A 19478-nucleotide genomic window follows, 5' to 3' on the forward strand; every position below is an offset into this window, starting at 1 on the left:
AGCAGTGGCTCGGCTACATTCCCGGCACCTTTGCCGGTTGCTGTGCCACCTTCGGGGCGGCTGGCGAGTGGCGGCTGATCCTGCCCTCCCTCATCATTGGCGCCTTGTTCGGTTACCTGATGAAGGCGAGCGGCCTCTGGCTCTCCCATAAAACCCAGAAAGCCGATGCCGCTCCGGCGGTGGTTGATCCCGCCTGATTTATCCCTTCGATTTGAAGTTTGCAGCTTCGATACCGTGCCGATTCAATAACTTGTAAAAATCGGTACGGTTTCTGCCCGCCATGTTGGCCGCCAGGGTCACGTTGCCCTCGGTGGTGCGCAGCAAACGGATCAGATACTCCTTCTCGAATTCGGCCCGCGCCTCGTTGAACGAGGGGATGCCGCCGCCGCCACCGCTCAGGGCGGACTCCACCATGGAGACCCCGATCACCGGGCTGCAACAGAGGCTGGCGAGCTGCTCCACCACGTTGCAGAGCTGGCGCACGTTACCGGGCCAGGCAGCGGCCGCCAGCATCGCCAGCGACTCGGGCGAAAATCCCATGGCGGCGCAGTCGCTGTGGCGGCTACGGTAGTCATCGAGCGCCTGTCGGGCCAGCAGGGGGATATCCTCACTGCGGGCACTGAGAGACGGCAAGGTGATATTGGCAACGTTGAGACGATAGAAGAGATCTTCCCGAAAGCGCCCCTCCTCCATCGCCTTGACCAGATCCTGATGGCTGGAGCTGAGCACCCGCACCTCCGGCGTACCCTGACCATACTCCTCCATCACCTGCAGAAGCTTGGCCTGCAGAGATTCGGAGAGGCTGCCAATCTCGTCGAGAAACAGGGTCGCCCCCTTGGCCTGCTCGAACAGCCCGGACTGGCCATCTTCACCAAACAGCTGCAAGTCGAGTGACGCCCACGGAATGGCGGCGCAGTTGATGGTATGGAGCGGCTTGTCGCGCCGCTGGCTGGCCTGATGCAGCGCCTGCGCCATCGCCCCCTTTCCGGAGCCTGACGGTCCCATGATCAGCACCGGCACCTCCATGGTGGCAATGCTGTGAGCCTGGATCAGCAGCTGCTCCAGCTGGGGATTGCGGGTCAGGATCAGCGACTGCCACTCCTGCTGCTGTTTCGGCCGCGTCAGGCTCAGCGCATGTTCGATGGTGGCGAACAGCTCATCCTTGTTGATGGGTTTGGTCAGGAAGCTGAAGACCCCGGAGCGGGTCGCCTGAATGGCGTCCGGGATGGTGCCGTGGGCGGTCATGATGATCACCGGCAAACCCAGCCACTGGGCCTGGATCCGCTCGAACAGCGCCAGACCGTCCATGCCGGCCATCCGCAGATCGCTCAGCACCAGATCGGCCCGTTGCTGACGCAACCGGTCGAGGGCCCCTTCCGCACTGTCGGCGGTATCCACTTCATAACCCTGACTACGCAGCCGCATGCTCATCAGTTTGAGCAGGCTGACGTCGTCATCCACCAACAGGATCCGGCTCATGGTATTACCTCACGATTCTCGTTCAGCTTGCGCTGGTTGAGCTGGTCGTCGATGGCGGTCAGCTGCTCGATCTGGCGGCGCAGCCGCTGGATCTCCTGACTCTGGTCATCGCGACGGCTGTCGCGGGCCAGCAGCTGCTCGCCGAGGGCGATCCAGCTACGTAAAAAGGCCTGCGCATCGAGACCCAGCTCGGGCAGCATCTGCTTCAGGCGCGCCAGACCGGCGGTGCGATTGGCCACGGATTCAGCGGGGTGGGAGTCCACCATCGCCAGACTGACCCGGCTCTCCAGATCGTCGGCCCCTTTCAGACGCTGACGCTCCTGCACCCGTTGTTGGGGGTGACTGGCCAGCAGCCAGTCAGAGTATTGCAGACGCACCTGCATCTCCTTGTTGGCAAACTCCATCCGCTTGGCAAAAGCGATATCGGAGGACTCCCGCTCTGCCTGTTGCGGCAGCAAGGAGCAACCCGCGAGCAGCCCTGCCATCAGAGCTGGAAATACGCGTTGTATCTTCATAGTCCTCATTTCAACGTCAACCTGAAACAGACATCCGCCTGTTCATCCTCTACCAGAACCAGTTCCCCCCCCAGGCTGTTGGCAGACTCGCGGGCGATGGAGAGGCCCATGCCCGAGCCTTTCAAGAGACCTTGCCGCACTGTGCTGCCCTGCTCGAAGGGTTCAAAAATGCGTTGCTGATCGGCCACGGGGATCTTGGGCCCCTCGTTGGCGACTTCCAGCCAGCTTGTCTGTTCATCCTGCCCTGCTCTGATCCAGATATTGCCCCCGCTGGCGCCGTAACTGACGGCGTTGGAGAAGAGGTTATCGAGGATCAGCCGTAGCCGGTAGGGCTCCGCCCACAGGGTAACCGGCACGGTCGGCAAGTGTACACGGATCTGCTTGGACTCCAATGCCAGCCGGTACTCGGCAGAAAGTTCCGACAACATCGGCAGCAGGGGGACGGGCTCCAGTTCGAAGGCCTCCTGCTGACTGAGCCGGTTGAAGTCGAGCAGCCGCTCGATCAGGGTCTGCAAACGCCGACTGTTCTCGTCGAGCATCTGACAGATCTCCAGCTGATCGGGCGTCAAAGGCCCGACCAGCTGCTCGCAGAGCAGATCCGTCCCCTCCCGCAGCACCGCCAACGGGGTCTTGAGTTCGTGGGAAACATGGCGCAGGAACTGGTATTTCTGCAGCTCCAGTTCTTTGAGTTTGTCGTGCAGCCAGACGATCCGCTCCCCCAGCAACACCAGCTCGGCAGGGCCGTCAACCGGCTTGGGATCGGGTTCGACCCCGGCCCCCAGACTCAAGATGCGCGACTCAATCTGTCGTACCGGGTGGATGATGAGGTAGGTGAAGATAAAGACCATCAGCAGGCTGAGCGCCGCCACCGCTCCACTCACCCACCAGAGCTCGCTGGTCAGTCCGGCGATGGTGAGCTGCACCCGATCCATGTGTTCGTCAACCCGGCTGCGGGTGACTATTTCGAGCTGCTTGTTGGCATCGTTGAACTGCTCGAGCTTGTCTCCCGCTACCGCCGCCCGGGCCAACGCGGCATCCTGCAGGCTGTCGAGCCAGGCCAGCCCCTGATCGAGCCCGCTGTAGAGCTGGCCATCGGTGATGGAGTTGCGGTGTTCCGCCAACAACACCCGATAACCATCGAGTTGCTGCTGGTAGCTGGTGAGACTGCGGCGATCCCCCAGCACCGCGAAACGGCGCAAGGTGCGTTCGATATCGATGGCTTGCGCCGTCAGCAGGGTGGCGCGGCGGGTATCCTTGACCGCCCGCTCCATCTCGTCGCTGGTGAGCTGACTGAGGTGGGCAAGTGAGGTGCTGTTGTGCCAGATCATGCCGCCCAGCGGCATCAATACCAGCACAAATCCCATCAATACCACCTGCAGCAGGGAGCGTGGGCGAACCTTGGTCATCATCTCTTCTCTTGCATTCTCACCGGTGCGCCAGCATAGCCGCACCGCCCCGAAAAACAAAACCGGCCAACAGGCCGGTTTGTATTATCTGGATTGTGGTGATTCACGCCAACGCGACAGAGGCCAGACAGATAATCATGATCATCGCCAGCGCGCCCGAGGCGGTCAACAGCGCCCATTTCAGCTCCACACTCATGCAAACCTCCTTTCTGCCAATCAGTGCCGGATCACAATAGATAAGACAATGTTAAGCCATAGTTAATCCGATAACCGTGAGCTGCGTATACATTTCAGATGAGCCCAACCCCGGGAAGGTGAGCATGTTCTATCTGTGTAGCATTGGTTCCAATATTGACCCGCATATCCATGTCAGCCGCGCGCTGGCCGAGCTGTTTGTGAACGTCGGCCCCCTGCGGCTGAGTTCGGTGATCCGCACCAAGCCGGTGGGAATGCACTCCAGCCACGACTTTCTCAACTGCCTGCTGGTGGTGGAGAGCCCGCTCGATGCCACCCGCCTCAAGCAGCACTTTGTCGCCCTCGAGGTAGCTCACGGCCGGGATCGCAGCGATCCGCTCTGCAAGGTGCACGATCGGCCGCTCGACATCGATATTCTGGCCAGCAACAGGAGCGGTGACTTTGCCTCGGCAGAGGTCGATTCCTATCTCGCGGAGCTGCTGGCCGAGCTCTATGGCCATGGCGAGGTGCATGACCCCAAGGTGGCGCTGCAAGTGACGCTCCCTGCCCCGTCGGGCAAGCTCAAACCCGGCAAGGGCTTGCTGACCCGGCAGGTCGGGCTGGGGCCGCAGATGCTCGGCAACCCCTCAGAGGGTGGCCAGCGCGCGCCCGCCATCCACCTTGATGCTGGCCCCCGTCATATAACTGTTCCCCATCAGTAACTGCACCGCCTGCCAGATGGGCTCAAGCCCTCCCTCCCGCGCCAGCGGTGTTTTCGCCAACACCTGCTGGCGCCAGCTCTCGTCATGTTCATCGAGAAACAGGATCGGCCCCGGCTCTATGGTGTTGACCCGCACCGCAGGCGCCAGCTCCCGGGCAAAGCTCATGGCCAGCGAATGGGCTCCCGCCTTGGTGGCCACATAGCTGGCAAAACGGGGGGCCGGGGCATGGATATAGATATCGGTGATGTGAATGATGCTGGCGTTGGGATTGCTGGCCAGCCGGGGGGCCAACGCCTGGTTTAGCTGGAAGGGGGCCGCCATGTGTACCCGGTAGAACTGCTCGAACTGGGCCAGTTGCGCCGCCGGATCAGTTGCCTGCGGCTCGAAGGCCGAAGCGTTGTGGATCATCAGCGCCAGATCCTGATGGGCCACCAGCACATCGATCAGCTTGCCAACGTCCTCTTCCCGACCAAAATCCGCCTGTACCAGTTCGACCCCCAATGCAGCCAACGTGGCCAGTTCCGGCCGCTCGCTGCGATAACTGCCCGTCACCTGCCAGCCCGCTGCCACCAGCTGTTCACAGAGATAAAATCCGAGTCGACGGCCACAGCCCGTAACCAATGCACGCATACGATCTCCTTTCCCTTTCATGGTCTTCCATGAACGAAGCCCGCCTGCCAGCGGATCACCGCCGATGGCTTGTGCCTATCAATCCCTGCGGCACAAGCCATTGGTCGCGAGCTACCCGCCCGCGTCATAGTGGCGGCATCCCCCCTCTTGCGGAGTCACCACCATGCTGAAAGTACACCACCACATGGGTCGCCTGACCCACACCCTCACTGCCGGACTCGGCCTGGCCGAGGCGCTGGATCGCCTGCATCAATCGGGTCTTGGCGGCCTGCCGGTGCTGGATGAGCAGAAACGGCTGATCGGCTTTCTTTCCGAACAAGATTGCATCCCCAGCCTGCTCACCGGCAGCTACCACTGCGATACCCGCACCCGGGTGGAGGATCTGATGAACCGTTCGCCCCTCTCGGTCGGGCCGGATGAGAGCATTCTGGATCTGGCTCGCCAGATGGCCGATGCTAAGCCCAAGATCTACCCGGTGCTGCAACACGGCAAGGTAATCGGCATCATCAGCCGCCGTCAGCTGATGCAGGCCCTCAACCAGCAGATGAAGGTGTGCCAGCAGACCTAAATCTGGTAACGCCTCTTGTCACCGATATCGAAGTGCAGGGGCATCCGCCACTTGGCCAGCGCCAGCAAGGTCAACAGGGCCCCGCATACCAGCGCCACCAGTGCGGCGGCCCACTCCACCCGCAACCACTCCAGCAGCCATAACGCCGGCAGCAATACGGGCACCAGCTTGATGCCGGGAATAGCGAAGCAAAACTGCTCCTTGAACGCCAGCCCGGATAGGGTCGCCAAGGCCGCGCCCAGCACCAGCGCATCCGGTGCCCCCACCGCAGCCAGGGCCAGTGCGCCCCAACCAACCCCCTGCAGAATCAGGCGAATCCGCTTGTCGTAGATATGCAGCGAGAAGCCGCAGATTGCGCTTGCCACTGCCAGCGACATCAACCATTGTGCCGACGGGAGCAGTGCCATCCCGCTCAGCAGCGCCGCACCGCGGCAAAGCAGCAACAATGCTGCCGCACTCAAGCCAAGGCGGTAGAGCGAGACGGTCAACTTGTCGATCCCGTCCAGCGGGCTCTCGATTTCAGGATTTGCCATAAACAGTCGCTTCTAACGGATCAGGTGCCATCCAATATACTGGAATCAGGTCTTGGAATATCTTCAAACGGGCTCAGGAGACGTAGTTTGCGTGTGATCCCCCTGTTTTGTTTGCTGTTTCCACTCGGATTGCCCGCCAAAGAGCTGGTGATCTGCGGCACCATGGAGCCCCCGCTCAAGTATCTCGATGCCGATCAGAAACCCCGCGGACTCGATATCGATATCGTCACCGCCATATTCGACAAGCTGGAGACGCCCTTTCGGATCGAGCTGGCCGACTCCGGTGCCCGCCTCACCCGCAATGCCGAAACCGGCGCCTGCGATCTGGTGATGACCCACTCCTACAAGGCGGAGCGGGAGAGTTATCTCATCTATCCCCAACAGGCCCATCTTCGCCACAGCTGGCACTTCTTCGTGCGCAAGACCGACCTGCTGAAGATCCGCTACGAAACGCTGGCCGATCTCAAACCCTGGCGCATCGGCGTGACCAAGGATTTCTCCTACACCCCTGAACTGGCGGTGGCGATGACCGACCCGGCCTATCAGTTTCAGGAGATCACCATGAACCAGCTGCAACTGCGCAAACTGCTGGCCGGACGGATCGATACCGTGCCGATGCCGCTGGTCACCGCCTTCACCCAGATCAAGGAAGAGAGGCTGACGGGAAAGATCGATTACCTGCCCAAACCGCTCAAGAGCAGCCCCTACTTCAACACCTGGGCCCGCGCACGCGCCGACCAGAATACCCCGGCCCAGATTGCGGCCTACGACGCCGAGCTGCTGCGCATGAAACGCGACGGCCGGCTCAAGGCCCTCTACGACAAGTACGGCATCCCCTATATCGAACCCTGATCAAGGGGTCAGGGTTTCACATCCCGCAGGATAGGGTTTTGCAGCGAGATCAGGGTTTCAGTGGACTGGATCTCGTCGATGGTCTGGATCTTGTTGATCAGCACTATCTGCAGCTCGTCGATGGAGCGGGTCATCACCTTCATGAAGATGCTGTAGTGACCCGTGGTGTAGTAAGCCTCCACCACCTCGTCCAGCGCCTGCAACTTGGCCAGCGCCGAGGGGTAATCCTTGGCACTTTTCAGATTGATACCGATAAAGCAGCAGACGTCATAGCCTAGCTTCTTCGCGTTAACCTGCACCCGTGTCCCCTCGATGATCCCCGCCTGTTTCATCTTTTCCACCCGCACATGGATGGTGCCCGGGCTGACCAGCAGTTGTTTGGCAAGCTCGGCATAGGGAATGCGCGCATTCTCCATCAGGGCGGTGAGGATGGCCTGATCGAGATTATCGATCCGGTAATTTTCCAGCATTTTTTTGCACTCCCGTTAGCGATACATCATTAAAAAACGGCTTATTTTGAAGAAAAAAATACACAAAGCCTATTTCTATTATCGAATATTGAATTTGGATGACGGTTTGTTGAAGAATCACCACATCCAACGGGGTTTGAAACAGGAATTCAGCATGAAACAGTACTACATTCGCAGCCAACAGCAGATCAGCTTCGTCAAAGAGATGTTCTCCCGCCAACTCGCCCAGCAACTGGGTCTGATGGAGGTGCAAGCCCCCATTCTGAGCCGGGTCGGTGATGGCACTCAAGACAACCTCTCTGGTCACGAGAATGCAGTGCAGGTTAAAGTAAAAACTCTGCCGGATCACAGCTACGAAGTGGTCCATTCACTGGCCAAATGGAAGCGCCAGACTCTGGGTCGCTTCGGCTTCGGCCCGGGTGAAGGGATCTACACCCACATGAAGGCGCTGCGTCCGGATGAAGACAAGCTCACCCCCATCCACTCCGTCTACGTGGATCAGTGGGACTGGGAGAAGGTGATGCCGAGCGAGCGCCGCGATCTGGCCTATCTGCAGGAAACCGTGTGCGGTATCTGGGCCGCTATCAAGGCCACCGAGCGCGCGGTCTGTGCCGAGCATGAACTGACCCCCTTCCTGCCGGCGGAGATCCAGTTCCTGCACAGCGAAGAGCTGCTGGCCCGCTACCCGGATCTCGATGCCAAGGGGCGCGAGCGCGCCATCGCCAAAGAGCTGGGTGCCGTGTTCCTGATCGGCATCGGCGGTGCCCTCTCCCACGGTGAGCGTCACGATGTCCGCGCCCCGGACTACGACGACTGGAGCAGCCACAGCGAGCTGGGTCTGGCGGGTCTGAACGGTGACATTCTGGTGTGGAACCCGGTGCTGCAAGACAGCTTCGAGATCTCCTCCATGGGGATCCGGGTCGATGCCGAGGCGCTGCGCCGCCAGCTGGCTATCACAGGCGACGAGGATCGCCTGCAGTACGACTGGCATCAGGATCTGCTGGCCGCACGGATGCCGCAGACCATCGGCGGCGGCATCGGCCAATCCCGTCTGGCCATGCTGCTGCTGCAAAAAGAGCATATCGGTCAGGTACAGGTTGGTGTGTGGCCAGCCGAGATGAAAGCTGCCGTGCAAGGCATGCTGTAACGAATGAAGGCCATGCCGGCGCTATCGCAGCCGGCATGGCAACAGGCAGGTGGCCATCGGGGTTGAGCGAGCGCATCCCCGGCAGGCTGTAAGAAGCGAGGCCAGCAATGGCCGAGCTTCGCAATAGGGGGCTTGCCCCTGCGACCCGCTCAACCCACGTCAGGTCGCGTCACTACATTCCTCCCGGCAATCTTCGGATTGCCGTTTTTTTTCTTCCGAATCCCCGCCACCAGATATGACAACGCCAGCCCAAAGGCTGGCGTTGCAAACATAGATACGAGACTAGTTACTGGGTCATGGTGAGGCCGTTGCTGTCGGCTCCCAGCAGCAGTTTCTTGCCAGGGACGATGCGGCCGGAGAGCAGCGCCTGCGCCAGCGGGTTCTCCACCTTTTGCTGGATCGCCCGTTTGAGAGGCCGCGCCCCGTAGACGGGGTCGAACCCGGCGTGAACCAGCTTCTCGAGCAGCGCTTCGCTCACCTCCACCTCGTAACCCTGAGCCTCCAGTCGCCCCATCAGGCTCTTGAGCTGGATGCGGGCGATGGACTTGATGTGATCTTCGCCAAGCGGATGGAACACCACGGTCTCGTCGATCCGGTTGATAAACTCCGGTCGGAAACTGCGGGTCAGCACATCCATCAGCATGGCCTTCATCTCGTCGTAATCCTTCTCGGAGTGGTGCTCCTGAATCAGGTCCGACCCGAGGTTGGAGGTCATGATCACCACCGAGTTGCGGAAATCGACGGTCCGACCCTGACCATCGGTCAGGCGACCATCATCAAGCACCTGCAACAGGATGTTGAACACATCCGGATGAGCCTTCTCCACCTCGTCCAGCAGGATCACCGAGTAGGGACGACGGCGTACCGCCTCGGTCAGATAACCGCCCTCTTCATAACCCACGTATCCGGGAGGCGCCCCCACCAGACGGGCCACGCTGTGTTTCTCCATGAACTCGGACATATCGATCCGCACCATGGCATCCTGGGTATCGAACAGGAACTCCGCCAGCGCCTTGCACAGCTCGGTCTTGCCCACCCCGGTGGGCCCCAGGAACAGGAAAGAGCCGATGGGGCGATTCGGATCTGAGAGACCAGCACGGGAGCGGCGAATGGCGTTGGAGACCGCATCGACCGCCTCCTCCTGACCAATCACCCGGCTGTGCAGCTGATCTTCCATCCGCAGCAGCTTGTCGCGCTCCCCTTCCAGCATGCGGGCGACCGGAATGCCGGTCCAGCGGGCCAGGACGTCTGCGATCTCCACATCGGTGACGCGGTTGCGCAGCAGACTGGTCTCCTGCATCTCGGCCTGAGTGGCGAGATCCAGCTGTTTCTCCAGCTCCGGAATGCGGCCATATTGCAGCTCGGACATCCGGCCCAAGTCGCCTGCGCGGCGCGCCACATCGAGATCCTGACGGGCCTGCTCGAGGGCCGCCTTGATATGCTGGGTGCCGGCAAGGGCGGCCTTCTCGGCCTTCCACACCTCGTCCAGCTCGTTGTATTCCCGATCTTTTTCGCCAATCTCCTGATTGATCAGCTCCAGCCGTTTGCGGCTGGCGTCGTCGTCCTCCTTCATCAGCGCCTGCTGCTCCAGCTTGAGCTGGATGATGCGCCGCTCGAGACGATCGAGCGCCTCCGGCTTGGAGTCGATCTGCAGCCGGATGCTGGCTGCCGCCTCGTCAATCAGGTCGATGGCCTTGTCCGGCAGCTGGCGATCCGCGATATAGCGGTGTGACAGCTGGGCCGCCGCCACGATGGCGGGGTCGGTGATCTGCACATGGTGGTGCAGCTCGTAACGCTCTTTCAGGCCGCGCAGAATGGCGATGGTGTCCTCCACGCTCGGCTCTTCCACCAGCACCTTCTGGAAGCGACGCTCCAGCGCGGCATCTTTTTCGATGTACTGACGGTACTCATCCAGGGTGGTGGCGCCGACGCAGTGCAGGTCGCCACGGGCCAGCGCAGGTTTCAGCATGTTGCCCGCGTCCATCGCCCCTTCGCCCTTGCCGGCACCGACCATGGTGTGCAGCTCGTCGATAAAGAGGATGACGTTGCCCTCCTCCTTGGCGAGATCGTTCAGCACGGCTTTGAGCCGCTCCTCGAACTCGCCGCGATATTTGGCACCGGCCACCAGCGCCCCCATGTCCAGCGACAGCACCCGCTTGTTCTTGAGCCCTTCCGGCACCTCGCCGTTGATGATGCGCTGGGCCAGCCCCTCGACGATGGCGGTTTTGCCGACACCGGGAGCACCGATCAGCACGGGGTTGTTCTTGGTACGGCGTTGCAGCACCTGAATGGTGCGGCGGATCTCGTCATCCCGGCCGATCACCGGGTCGAGCTTGCCGAGTTCGGCCCGCTCGGTCAGATCGATGGTGTACTTCTCCAGCGCCTGACGGTTCTCCTCGGCGTTGGCATCCTCCACCTTCTTGCCGCCACGCACCTTGTCGATGGCCGCTTCGAGTTTCTCTTTGGTCAGCCCCTGAGCGCGCAGCAGCTCGCCCAGCGTCCCCTTCTCGTCGAGGGCCGCCAGCACGAACAGTTCAGAGGAGATGAACTGGTCCTTGCGCTGCTGGGCCAGTTTGTCGCAGACGTTGAGCAGCCGGCCGAGGCCGTTGGAGAGCTGCACATCCCCTTCCACACCGCTGACGCGCGGCAGGCGATCCAGCTCCTCGCCGAGGCGGGAGCGCAGGGCATTGATATCCATCCCGGTCAGAGTGAGCAACGGACGGATGGAGCCGCCATCCTGATTGACCAGTGCGGTCATCAGGTGAACGGGTTCGATGAATTGGTGGTCACGACCCAGTGCCAAAGACTGGGCATCGGAAATAGCAATCTGGAATTTGCTGGTAAGGCGATCGAGGCGCATTGCACTCCCCCTTCAAACAGGCAGACGCCGCTTGCACGGCAAACAACATAACTTTCTGAGATGAAAGATGAGGCCCGTACGGGCTATTTCAAGGGGCGGTGCTGGTTATTTTTTCTGCAAGAGGGGGGCGAGAGCAGGATCCCCACCCTTGCCAGATGCAGGGCGGGGAGCTTCATCAGGACGCCAACCAGATGATGGAGGCCATCCGGCCGGTCTGGCCGTTGCGACGATAAGAGTAGAACTGCTCGCTGTCGCTGAAGGTGCAGTATTCGCCACCATAGATGGCTGTGACGCCGGCGCGGGCAAGGCGCAGCCGGGCCAGCTGGTAGATATCCGCCAGCCATTTCCCCTCATTGGGCGAAGGGATGAAGGCAGCAGCAGCCTCGGCCTGCTCGGCCATAAAGGCCTCGCGCACCTCGCCACCCACTTCAAACGCAGTGGGGCCGATGGCCGGGCCCAGCCAGGCCAGGATCTCGCCCGCCTCGCAACCCATGGCGGCGATGCTTGCCTCCAGCACGCCATCTTTCAGTCCGCGCCAACCGGCATGAGCGGCGGCCACCACTGTGCCGGCCCGATCGCAAAACAGCACCGGCAGACAGTCGGCGGTCATCACGATACAGGCCTGATCCACCTCATGGGCGCAGGCGGCATCGGCATCCGGCGCTTGCTCATAATGGCTGCTGACCGGATGAACGACGGTGCCGTGCACCTGATTGAGCCAGTTGAGGGTGCCAGGGATTTCGGCGGCCTGCTGCAAGCGGGCACGATTTGCCTCGACGCGAGCCGGTTCATCCCCCACGTGAGCACCCAGATTGAGGCCGGCAAAGACCCCTTCACTGACGCCGCCATCCCGGGTGGTCGACAACGCCCTGACACACGCCGGGGCTGGCCAGTCGGGTTCGATCCATTTCATCTGTGACTCCTTCAATTCACCGATATAAAAACGGGGCTCCAGCAAGGGAACCCCGTTTGGCATCTGTTCGGGCCGGATGACGCCAGAAACCGACGCAGCAGGCCCTATCGCATCAGTTCCAGACTAAATCATCCGGATTGGCGAGAGTATCCGCGCGCAGCACTTCCATCAGCTCCACCATGTCTTGCGGTGTAGCTGAGTGCCACTGCATCACTTCCCCCGTGATGGGGTGAGCCAGTTGCAGCATGGTGGCATGCAGCGCTTGACGGTTGAAGTTACGCAGTGCCTGGGTCAGCTCGGGGGTCGCGTTGCGCAGCGGGCGCAGACGGCCACCGTAAGCGGGATCGCCCACCAGCGGGTGCTTGATGTGGGCCATGTGGACACGGATCTGGTGGGTACGACCGGTTTCCAGACGCAGACGCAGACGGGTATGGCCACGGAACTTCTCGTGCACCCGGTAGTGGGTCACGGAAGGACGGCCATTGGGCACCACGGCCATGTGGGTACGCTGGGTCGGGTGACGGCCGATGGGCGCATCAACGGTGCCGCCGGCGGTCATGTGACCGATGGCGATCGCTTCGTACTCACGGGTGATCTGGCGCGCCTGCAGCGCTTCCACCAGATGGGTCTGGGCGGGTACGGTTTTGGCAACCACCATCAAACCTGTGGTGTCTTTATCCAGACGGTGCACGATACCGGCGCGAGGTACCTCGGCAATGCCGGGGTAGCGGTGCAGCAGGGCGTTGAGGATGGTGCCATCCGGCGTGCCTGCGCCCGGGTGAACCACCAGACCGGCCGGTTTGTCGATCACCAGAATGTGTTCATCTTCATAAACGATGTTGAGCTCGATATCCTGGGCATCCCAGCGAGTATCATCTTCCAGCTCGACATTCACATGCACCTGCTGCCCGGCCAGAATCTTCTCGCGCGGGGTGTTGGCAACCTGACCGTCCAGGGTCACTCTGTCCTGTAAAATCCACTCCTTGATGCGGGTGCGGGAGTAGTCTGGAAACAATTCGGCCAGGGCCTGGTCGAGTCGCTGCCCGAATTGGTGATCCTGGAATTCGCCTGTCAGTTCAATATGCTGGCTCATGTATGGTCTCTTGAGCGGGGGGTATCAATTCGAAATAATCCGGGTATTCTAGCTTTTCTTTTAGCCAAGCATAACGGATACTTTGCCAATTTCGTGGAAATGGACCGGATGTTGTTGATGGGAAAGAAGTCTCACCTGCTGATGTCGCTCGCCTTGGTCGCTACCTTGATCACAGGCTGTTCCAGCACCAAACCCAAGGTACCCGACGAACCGCCGGAGACCCTGTACCAGAAAGCACGCCTCAAACTGGATGTGGGCAACTACGTGCAAGCCACTGAATTGCTGGAGGCTTTGGACTCTCGCTACCCGTTCGGCGCCTACTCCAACCAGGTGCAGCTTGACCTCATCTATGCCTACTACAAGCAGGATGATACCGCTCAGGCGATCGCCAATATCGACCGTTTTATCCGCCTCAATCCGGCGCATAAAAATATCGATTACGTCTTCTATATGCGCGGCCTGACCAACATGGCAGCGGATTACAACTTCTTCCAGAGCCTGTTCGGTATCGATCGGGACGACAAAGACCCGGCTTATGCCCGTCAGGCATTCCAGGACTTCAAGACCCTGCTGCAGAACTACCCCAACAGTGTCTATGCTGCCGATGCCCGCGCCCGCATGATTGGTCTGAAGAATCGTCTGGCCAGATATGACCTGAGCGTGGCCGAGTATTACGTGAAGCGTGATGCACTGGTCGCAGCCGCCAACCGGGCCAAGCTGCTTGTCGAGACCTATCCCGACACAGCCGAAACCGAGAAAGCGCTGGAGATCATGGTCGAGTCTTACGACACGCTGAAGATGCCGCAGCTGGCCAAGCATGCCCGCGAAGTGCTGGCCAAGAACTTCCCGGAGAACCGCCTCGGCCGTAGCTGAGTGATACGGATCAACCGGTAACAAAAAACCGATGCCTTGGCATCGGTTTTTTTATCGCTGCAATTTAGCTCCTGATATTACCCGCAGGGGCTCTGCAGAGCAGGGGCCGCGTGACGGCGCCCTCCCTGCGCCGTCATCACAGCTTTTACTTCGCGACGTTGCCCGCCACGTTCAGGGCATCCCAGGTGCGGGAGAAGGGCGGCGCGTAGGCAAAGTCCAGCATGCCGAGCTGCTCGGTGGTCACTCCCATGGTGATGGCGACCGCCAGCGCGTCGATGCGGTGTACCGCCCCCTTGCGACCGAGGATCTGGCCACCCAGCAGCCGCTTGCTGCCCGCCTCATAGACCAGTTTGACGTGGATGTCGGACTGGCCCGGGCAGTAGTTGGTGTGGCACTTGTCCTTGATCACCACGGTGCGATAGTCGATACCCATCGCCTTGGCTTCCTGCTCGGAGAGACCGGTACGGCCCGCCTCCAGTCCCAGCACCTTGAGTGCCGCGGAGCCGAGAGTGCCCGGGAACGTCTGCTCGGCCCCGGCCAGGTTCTCACCCACCATGCGGCCCAGCTTGTTGGCGATGGTGGCGAGCGGCACATAGACCTGCTGCTGCTTCACGCTGTGCCAGACGCTGGCACAGTCACCGGCCGACCAGACATTGGCCAGCGAGCTGCGTCCCTGCCGATCCACCTTGATGGCGCCGTTGCCGAGTCGCTCGATGCCGGTATCGGTCAGAAACTCGGTGTTGGGCTTGACCCCGGTGCAGACCACCACGATATCGGCCTCGTACTCGCCCTGGCTGGTTCGCACGCCGGTCACCCGGCCATCCCCCAGCAGCGCTTCAACTCGCTCACCCAGATGGATAGAGACGCCCTGCTCGCGCAGTTCGGTTTCTATGTGTTGGGTGATCTCGCCATCAAACGCATCGGGGATGACCCGATCCGCCAGCTCGATGAGACGCACCTCTTTGCCCTGATGCACCAGCGCCTCGACCACCTCCAGCCCGATAAAGCCGGAGCCGATCACCACGGCGCGACGATTACGCTTGTCTTGCACCGCCGCCTTCAGCGCCAGCCCATCGGCCATCCGGCGCAGACCGAATACCCCTTGCTGCTGCAAACCGGGGATGGGGGGCATCACTTCGCGGGCACCGGTGGCGATCATCAACCGATCGTAATGGTCGGTGAAGGTGTCGCCGTTGTGCTCCACCTGCAGAGTCTGGGCAGTTGCGTCAACGCTCAGCACCCGATGGCCAATCTTGACCTCGATCCCCTTGGCAGCGAACTGCTCCGGGGTGAACTCGGCCATGTAGCCGGGCTCCTGAAACTCGTCACCGACGAAGTAAGGCAGGCCGCAGGCGCCGAAGGAGATCACTTCGGAGGCCTCATACACCACGATGTCGGCATCTTTGGCCAGACGGCGTGCCTTGGCCGCCGCGCTCATACCGGCAGCTTCGCCACCGATGATCAGAATTCTCATAGTTTTTCCTCTCAATGGCGCAGGGAGGGCATGCCCTCCCTGCGGTCTATGACGGGAAAGGGTCACCCCTTTCCACAGGCAGATCAACCGACGCAAATCAGACGGTGGACTCTTCGCCGTCCAGACTCACTTCGTGATCGCTGTTGAACACATGCATGTCGGTCTCGCCCATCAGGCGGCTGGTGACCGTCCCTGCGGTGATGGAGCCGGAGACGTTGAGCGCGGTACGGCCCATGTCGATCAGCGGCTCGATGGAGATGAGCAGACCGGCCAGCGCCACCGGGAAGTCCAGCGCGGAGAGCACGATCAGCGCGGCAAAGGTGGCGCCGCCGCCAATCCCGGCCACCCCGAAGGAGCTGACGGTGATGATGGCGATCAGGGTCATGATAAAACCGGGATCCATCGGGTTAACCCCGACGGTCGGGGCAATCATCACGGCCAGCATGGCCGGATAGATACCGGCACAGCCGTTCTGGCCGATGGTGGAACCAAAGGAGGCGGCGAAGTTGGCGATCCCCTCGGGAATACCCAGCGACTTGGTCTGGGTCTGCACGTTCATCGGGATGGAGCCCGCACTGGTGCGCGAGGTGAAGGCAAACGCCAGCACCGGCGTGATCTTCTTGAGGAAGCGCAGCGGGTTGATGCCGACCATGCTCACCAGTAGCAGGTGCACGACAAACATGATGGCGATGGCGCCGTAAGAGGCCATCACAAAGCTGAGCAGGTTGAGAATATCCGCGTAGTTGGAGCCGGAGACCACCTTGGTCATCAGCGCCAGCACGCCGAACGGGGTCAGGCGCAGCACCAGAGTCACCATTCGCATCACGATGGCATGAGCCACGGCCACGAAGTGGCTGAAGCTGGCGAAGATCTCCGGCTTCTTGCGGGCGATGCCGGTGGCGGAGAGGCCGATGAAGATGGAGAAGATCACCACGGCGATGGTGGAGGTCTTGCGCGCCCCGGTCATGTCGAGGAAGGGGTTGGCGGGAATGAACTCCAGCATCATCTTGGCGAAAGACATGCTCTCGACGCTGCCGAGGGTGGTCTGCAGCGCGGCGCCCCGGGCGCTCTCGGCGGCCCCGGAGGTGAGCCCTTCAGCGGTCAGGCCAAACAGGTTGGACATCAGGATGCCCGCCCCGGCGGCGATGGCGGTGGTGAAGATCAGCACGCCTATGGTCATGGCGCTGATCTTGCCCAGCGCGGTGCCACCATTGAGCTTCAAGATAGCGCTGATGATGGAGACCATGATGAGCGGGATGATGATCATCTGCAGCAGCTTCACATAGCCGCTACCCACGATATCCAGATAGTCGATGGTCTGAACAATGACGGGCGAACCTGCACCGTAAAGCAGTTGCAACGCGGCGCCGAACAGAATACCGAGCCCCAGACCGGCAAATACCCGGCGGGTGAAGCTCACATGTTTTTCCTGTAACCGGTAGAGAAAGAACAGCAAGATGGCGGCAATGGCCAGATTGCCGATAACGCTAAATGTCATGGTATGACTCCCCAAAAAGCGGGCTTGCGCCCGAGAAACAAGAGCAAGCGCCATGCTTGCCCTGGCAACCGTGTCAGACGGTCTGCGCCATCGTGACAAGAACAAGGGGGTCTATCGCCCCCTTGTCACAGATTCACTGCTTCTGCTGTTTCGCTCGCATGATATTGATGATTTCGATGTCGGTATCCAGCATCCCCTCTTTGGAGAGTCGTCCCAGATTGGCGATGGTCTGGTCCACATCATCGGAGACGATCCCCTCGCTCTGGGGGACATGCAGGTTGTTGATGGCCATCAGCGAGGACTTTACCGCCGCCGAGGTGGAGGTGGAGACCTTCATGGAGCAGGCGCTGCCCGCGCCGTCGCAGATGATGCCGGAGACATCGCCAATCATGTTGTTGATGCAGTGGCTGATCTGCTGATACTGGCCGCCCAGCAGCCAGGTGATGGCGGCACCGGCACCCATGGCGGCGGTACTGGCGGCACAGAGGGCCGACAGCTTGTTCTGATAGGTCTTGATGTAGATGGCCACCAGATGGCTCATCACCAGTGCCCGGGTCAGCTGCTCGTCGCTCGCCTTGAGGAAGCGGGCAGCCGCAACCACCGGCATGGTGGCGGCAATTCCCTGATTGCCGGAACCGGAGTTGGACATGGCGGGCAGCATGGCACCATCCATCCGCGCATCGGAGGCAGCGGAGGAGAGGCGCATCGCCAGCGTCATCAGGTCATCGGAGAGCAGCTTGCGCTCCACCTGTTCGGTGAGGATCTTGCCAATCTGCAGGCCGTAACCCTGCAACCCTTCGTCCGCCAGCGCCTGATTCATGGTGGCAGCCTCGCGGATAAAGTCGATCTTCGCCAGCGGTACTTCCAATGCAAAATCGACGATCTCCCGCAGGGTCATGGCCGGTTTGGCGGATTTGGCTGGCTGGATCTGCACGCCGGGGGCACTGGCCTGCTCCATCAGCACCTCGCCATCCTTCTCCATCAGGATGATGCGGGTGTGGTCGGTACAGATCACCACCCGGGCACTGTGCCCTTCAACTTCGGCCAGCACCTCGGCATAGAGCACGTCCGGCACATCCTTCACATCCACCTTGATCACCGGCAACAACGTCTTGGCCGCGTCCACCTGTTCTGGTGTGAGGGTCTTGAGCACCTCCAGCCCGGCATCCGGGTTGCCCCCTGTGATGCCGACCGCAGCAGCCACCGGCAGACCGATCATGCCGGTGCCCGGCACCCCGACGCCCATGCCGTTCTTGAACAGATTGCCACTGACCCAGACGCTGATGCGGGTCGGGGTCTCCCCCAGCAACTTGCGGCAGTTGGCCGCTGCCAGCGCCACCGACATCGGCTCGGTACAGCCCAGGGCCGGCACCACTTCACGCTTGAGCAGGGTAATAAAGTCGGTCCATTGTGCTTTCATCGCAGTGTTTCTCATGTTCAGGGTGCCCGCAGGCAGTTATTGCTTGTTCAGATCCGCTTTGTGATTACGGATATGCAGATAAACAGTATGACGGGAGATGCCAAGCATCCGGGCAACCAGCTGGGTCGCCTCCTTGATCTCGAAGATCCCCATGTCGAAGAGCCGGGTCACTATCTCCTTGTTGCGCACCGTGCAGGAGAGCGAATCGTCCCGCTCCACCTTCTCAATCACCTGAGTCACCAGATCGTCCACCGAGCTGGCAAAGGTCTCGTTGTTGAGCGGCGCCGGTGCCGCTGGCAGCGCAAAGGTATCGAGCAGGCTGCCAAGGGAGGTATCCAGACTGAAGTTCACGCAGAGCATGCCGATGGGCTTGCCCTGCCGGTTGCTGATAGTGATGGAGGAGGACTTCATCAGCGCTCCGTCGCGGGTACGGCTGAAGTAGCTGCTCCACTGGCTGCCCGCCTCCCCCTGCAAGCGGTTGAGGGCAAAGTCGGTGACCGGCGCCCCCTCCCGACGACCGGTAACATGGCCATTGGCAATCTTGATGACCGATGCATCCAGCGTATCGAACGCATGCAACACCACCTCGCACCCTGCGCCAAACAGTGCGGCCAGCGCCTCGACCGCAGGCTCGAAACTGGCGATCAGATGACGTTCTTCATCCGTTAACGAATTGATCTGGTCAGTGGTGGCTGCTGTGGACATATATGAGTAACTTTGAGTAAACCTCAGTTGATTCTACTATCAACAAGATCAACTAATGTTGAGCGGCATCCCCTTTTTGTTCGCCATTATGCCCACCTTTTAACAAAGTGCGACAAATTGTGAAGCAGCGCACAGCAGGGCGGCAA

20 protein-coding genes are annotated in these 19478 nt (G+C 60.9%); 6 read left to right on the top strand and 14 right to left on the bottom strand.

Annotation, left to right across the window (positions count from 1 at the left end; translation table 11 throughout):
* Positions 1-197, top strand: a 197-nt coding sequence (locus DBR30_RS21745) for a DUF1097 domain-containing protein (protein WP_258224309.1), incomplete at its 5' end; no start/stop codon positions are given.
* Between the two features lies 1 nt (position 198).
* Here the strand turns inward: DBR30_RS21745 and DBR30_RS06405 are convergent.
* The 4 genes from DBR30_RS06405 to cydH form a co-directional block, all read right to left on the bottom strand.
* Complete coding sequence (locus tag DBR30_RS06405) at positions 199-1479, bottom strand: sigma 54-interacting transcriptional regulator (protein WP_005339807.1); 1281 nt, start codon at positions 1477-1479, stop codon at positions 199-201.
* Positions 1476-2003 (bottom strand): hypothetical protein, encoded by a 528-nt coding sequence (locus tag DBR30_RS06410; protein WP_005356347.1) that lies wholly within the window; start codon positions 2001-2003, stop codon positions 1476-1478. The genes DBR30_RS06405 and DBR30_RS06410 overlap by 4 nt, the downstream gene beginning before the upstream one ends.
* Complete coding sequence (locus DBR30_RS06415; RefSeq protein ID WP_108542318.1) at positions 2000-3400, bottom strand: sensor histidine kinase; 1401 nt, start codon at positions 3398-3400, stop codon at positions 2000-2002. The genes DBR30_RS06410 and DBR30_RS06415 overlap by 4 nt, the downstream gene beginning before the upstream one ends.
* Positions 3401-3503: 103 nt before the next feature.
* Positions 3504-3596: a cytochrome bd-I oxidase subunit CydH gene (gene cydH / locus DBR30_RS06420; protein WP_005339800.1), complete on the bottom strand. Its 93-nt coding sequence runs from the start codon at positions 3594-3596 to the stop codon at positions 3504-3506.
* Between the two features lie 124 nt (positions 3597-3720).
* Here cydH and DBR30_RS06425 point away from each other — a divergent pair, with 124 nt between their 5' ends.
* A complete protein-coding gene (locus tag DBR30_RS06425) occupies positions 3721-4296 on the top strand; it encodes a 2-amino-4-hydroxy-6-hydroxymethyldihydropteridine diphosphokinase (protein WP_108542308.1) in 576 nt (191 codons plus the stop codon).
* Here the strand turns inward: DBR30_RS06425 and DBR30_RS06430 are convergent.
* Positions 4222-4926 (bottom strand): SDR family oxidoreductase, encoded by a 705-nt coding sequence (locus DBR30_RS06430; protein ID WP_108542307.1) that lies wholly within the window; start codon positions 4924-4926, stop codon positions 4222-4224. The genes DBR30_RS06425 and DBR30_RS06430 overlap by 75 nt on opposite strands.
* Before the next feature lie 163 nt (positions 4927-5089).
* Here DBR30_RS06430 and DBR30_RS06435 point away from each other — a divergent pair, with 163 nt between their 5' ends.
* Positions 5090-5494 (top strand): CBS domain-containing protein, encoded by a 405-nt coding sequence (locus DBR30_RS06435; RefSeq protein ID WP_108542306.1) that lies wholly within the window; start codon positions 5090-5092, stop codon positions 5492-5494.
* On the opposite strand, the gene DBR30_RS06440 is transcribed toward DBR30_RS06435, so the two are convergent.
* Entirely contained in the window at positions 5491-6027 is a 537-nt protein-coding gene (locus tag DBR30_RS06440; RefSeq protein WP_108542305.1) for a DUF2301 domain-containing membrane protein, read from the bottom strand. The genes DBR30_RS06435 and DBR30_RS06440 overlap by 4 nt on opposite strands.
* A gap of 87 nt (positions 6028-6114) precedes the next feature.
* Between DBR30_RS06440 and DBR30_RS06445 the strand changes: the two genes are divergently transcribed.
* Positions 6115-6879 carry a substrate-binding periplasmic protein gene (locus tag DBR30_RS06445; RefSeq protein WP_108542304.1) on the top strand — a complete coding sequence of 255 codons (765 nt, stop codon included), beginning with the start codon at positions 6115-6117 and terminating at the stop codon, positions 6877-6879.
* Positions 6880-6887: 8 nt separating this feature from the next.
* Here DBR30_RS06445 and asnC read toward each other — a convergent pair whose 3' ends face one another.
* Entirely contained in the window at positions 6888-7349 is a 462-nt protein-coding gene (asnC, locus tag DBR30_RS06450) for a transcriptional regulator AsnC (RefSeq protein WP_108542303.1), read from the bottom strand.
* A gap of 154 nt (positions 7350-7503) precedes the next feature.
* On the opposite strand from asnC, the gene asnA reads away from it, so the two are divergent.
* Positions 7504-8496, top strand: a complete 993-nt coding sequence (asnA, locus tag DBR30_RS06455; RefSeq protein WP_108542302.1) for an aspartate--ammonia ligase — start codon at positions 7504-7506, stop codon at positions 8494-8496.
* A 286-nt stretch (positions 8497-8782) separates the two neighbouring features.
* Here the strand turns inward: asnA and clpB are convergent, their stop codons facing one another.
* From clpB to rluD, 3 genes are all read right to left on the bottom strand, one after another.
* Positions 8783-11356 (bottom strand): ATP-dependent chaperone ClpB, encoded by a 2574-nt coding sequence (gene clpB / locus DBR30_RS06465; RefSeq protein WP_108542301.1) that lies wholly within the window; start codon positions 11354-11356, stop codon positions 8783-8785.
* Between the two features lie 175 nt (positions 11357-11531).
* Positions 11532-12269, bottom strand: a complete 738-nt coding sequence (gene pgeF, locus DBR30_RS06470; protein WP_108542300.1) for a peptidoglycan editing factor PgeF — start codon at positions 12267-12269, stop codon at positions 11532-11534.
* Positions 12270-12381: 112 nt separating this feature from the next.
* Complete coding sequence (gene rluD, locus DBR30_RS06475) at positions 12382-13362, bottom strand: 23S rRNA pseudouridine(1911/1915/1917) synthase RluD (protein WP_005339771.1); 981 nt, start codon at positions 13360-13362, stop codon at positions 12382-12384.
* A gap of 117 nt (positions 13363-13479) precedes the next feature.
* Here rluD and DBR30_RS06480 point away from each other — a divergent pair, with 117 nt between their 5' ends.
* Positions 13480-14235, top strand: a complete 756-nt coding sequence (locus tag DBR30_RS06480) for an outer membrane protein assembly factor BamD (protein ID WP_108542299.1) — start codon at positions 13480-13482, stop codon at positions 14233-14235.
* 145 nt (positions 14236-14380) lie between these two features.
* Here DBR30_RS06480 and DBR30_RS06485 read toward each other — a convergent pair whose 3' ends face one another.
* From DBR30_RS06485 to DBR30_RS06500, 4 genes are all read right to left on the bottom strand, one after another.
* Entirely contained in the window at positions 14381-15709 is a 1329-nt protein-coding gene (locus DBR30_RS06485) for a CoA-disulfide reductase (RefSeq protein ID WP_108542298.1), read from the bottom strand.
* A 97-nt stretch (positions 15710-15806) separates the two neighbouring features.
* Complete coding sequence (locus DBR30_RS06490; protein ID WP_005341918.1) at positions 15807-17207, bottom strand: L-cystine transporter; 1401 nt, start codon at positions 17205-17207, stop codon at positions 15807-15809.
* A gap of 133 nt (positions 17208-17340) precedes the next feature.
* Entirely contained in the window at positions 17341-18642 is a 1302-nt protein-coding gene (locus DBR30_RS06495; RefSeq protein WP_181363508.1) for an L-cysteine desulfidase family protein, read from the bottom strand.
* Positions 18643-18663: 21 nt separating this feature from the next.
* Positions 18664-19332 (bottom strand): helix-turn-helix transcriptional regulator, encoded by a 669-nt coding sequence (locus DBR30_RS06500; protein ID WP_108542296.1) that lies wholly within the window; start codon positions 19330-19332, stop codon positions 18664-18666.
* Between the last annotated feature and the right edge of the window lie 146 nt (positions 19333-19478).

It is taken from the genome of Aeromonas sp. HMWF017 (assembly GCF_003061465.1).
In the GTDB taxonomy this organism is placed as follows: Bacteria; Pseudomonadota; Gammaproteobacteria; order Enterobacterales; family Aeromonadaceae; genus Aeromonas; species Aeromonas veronii.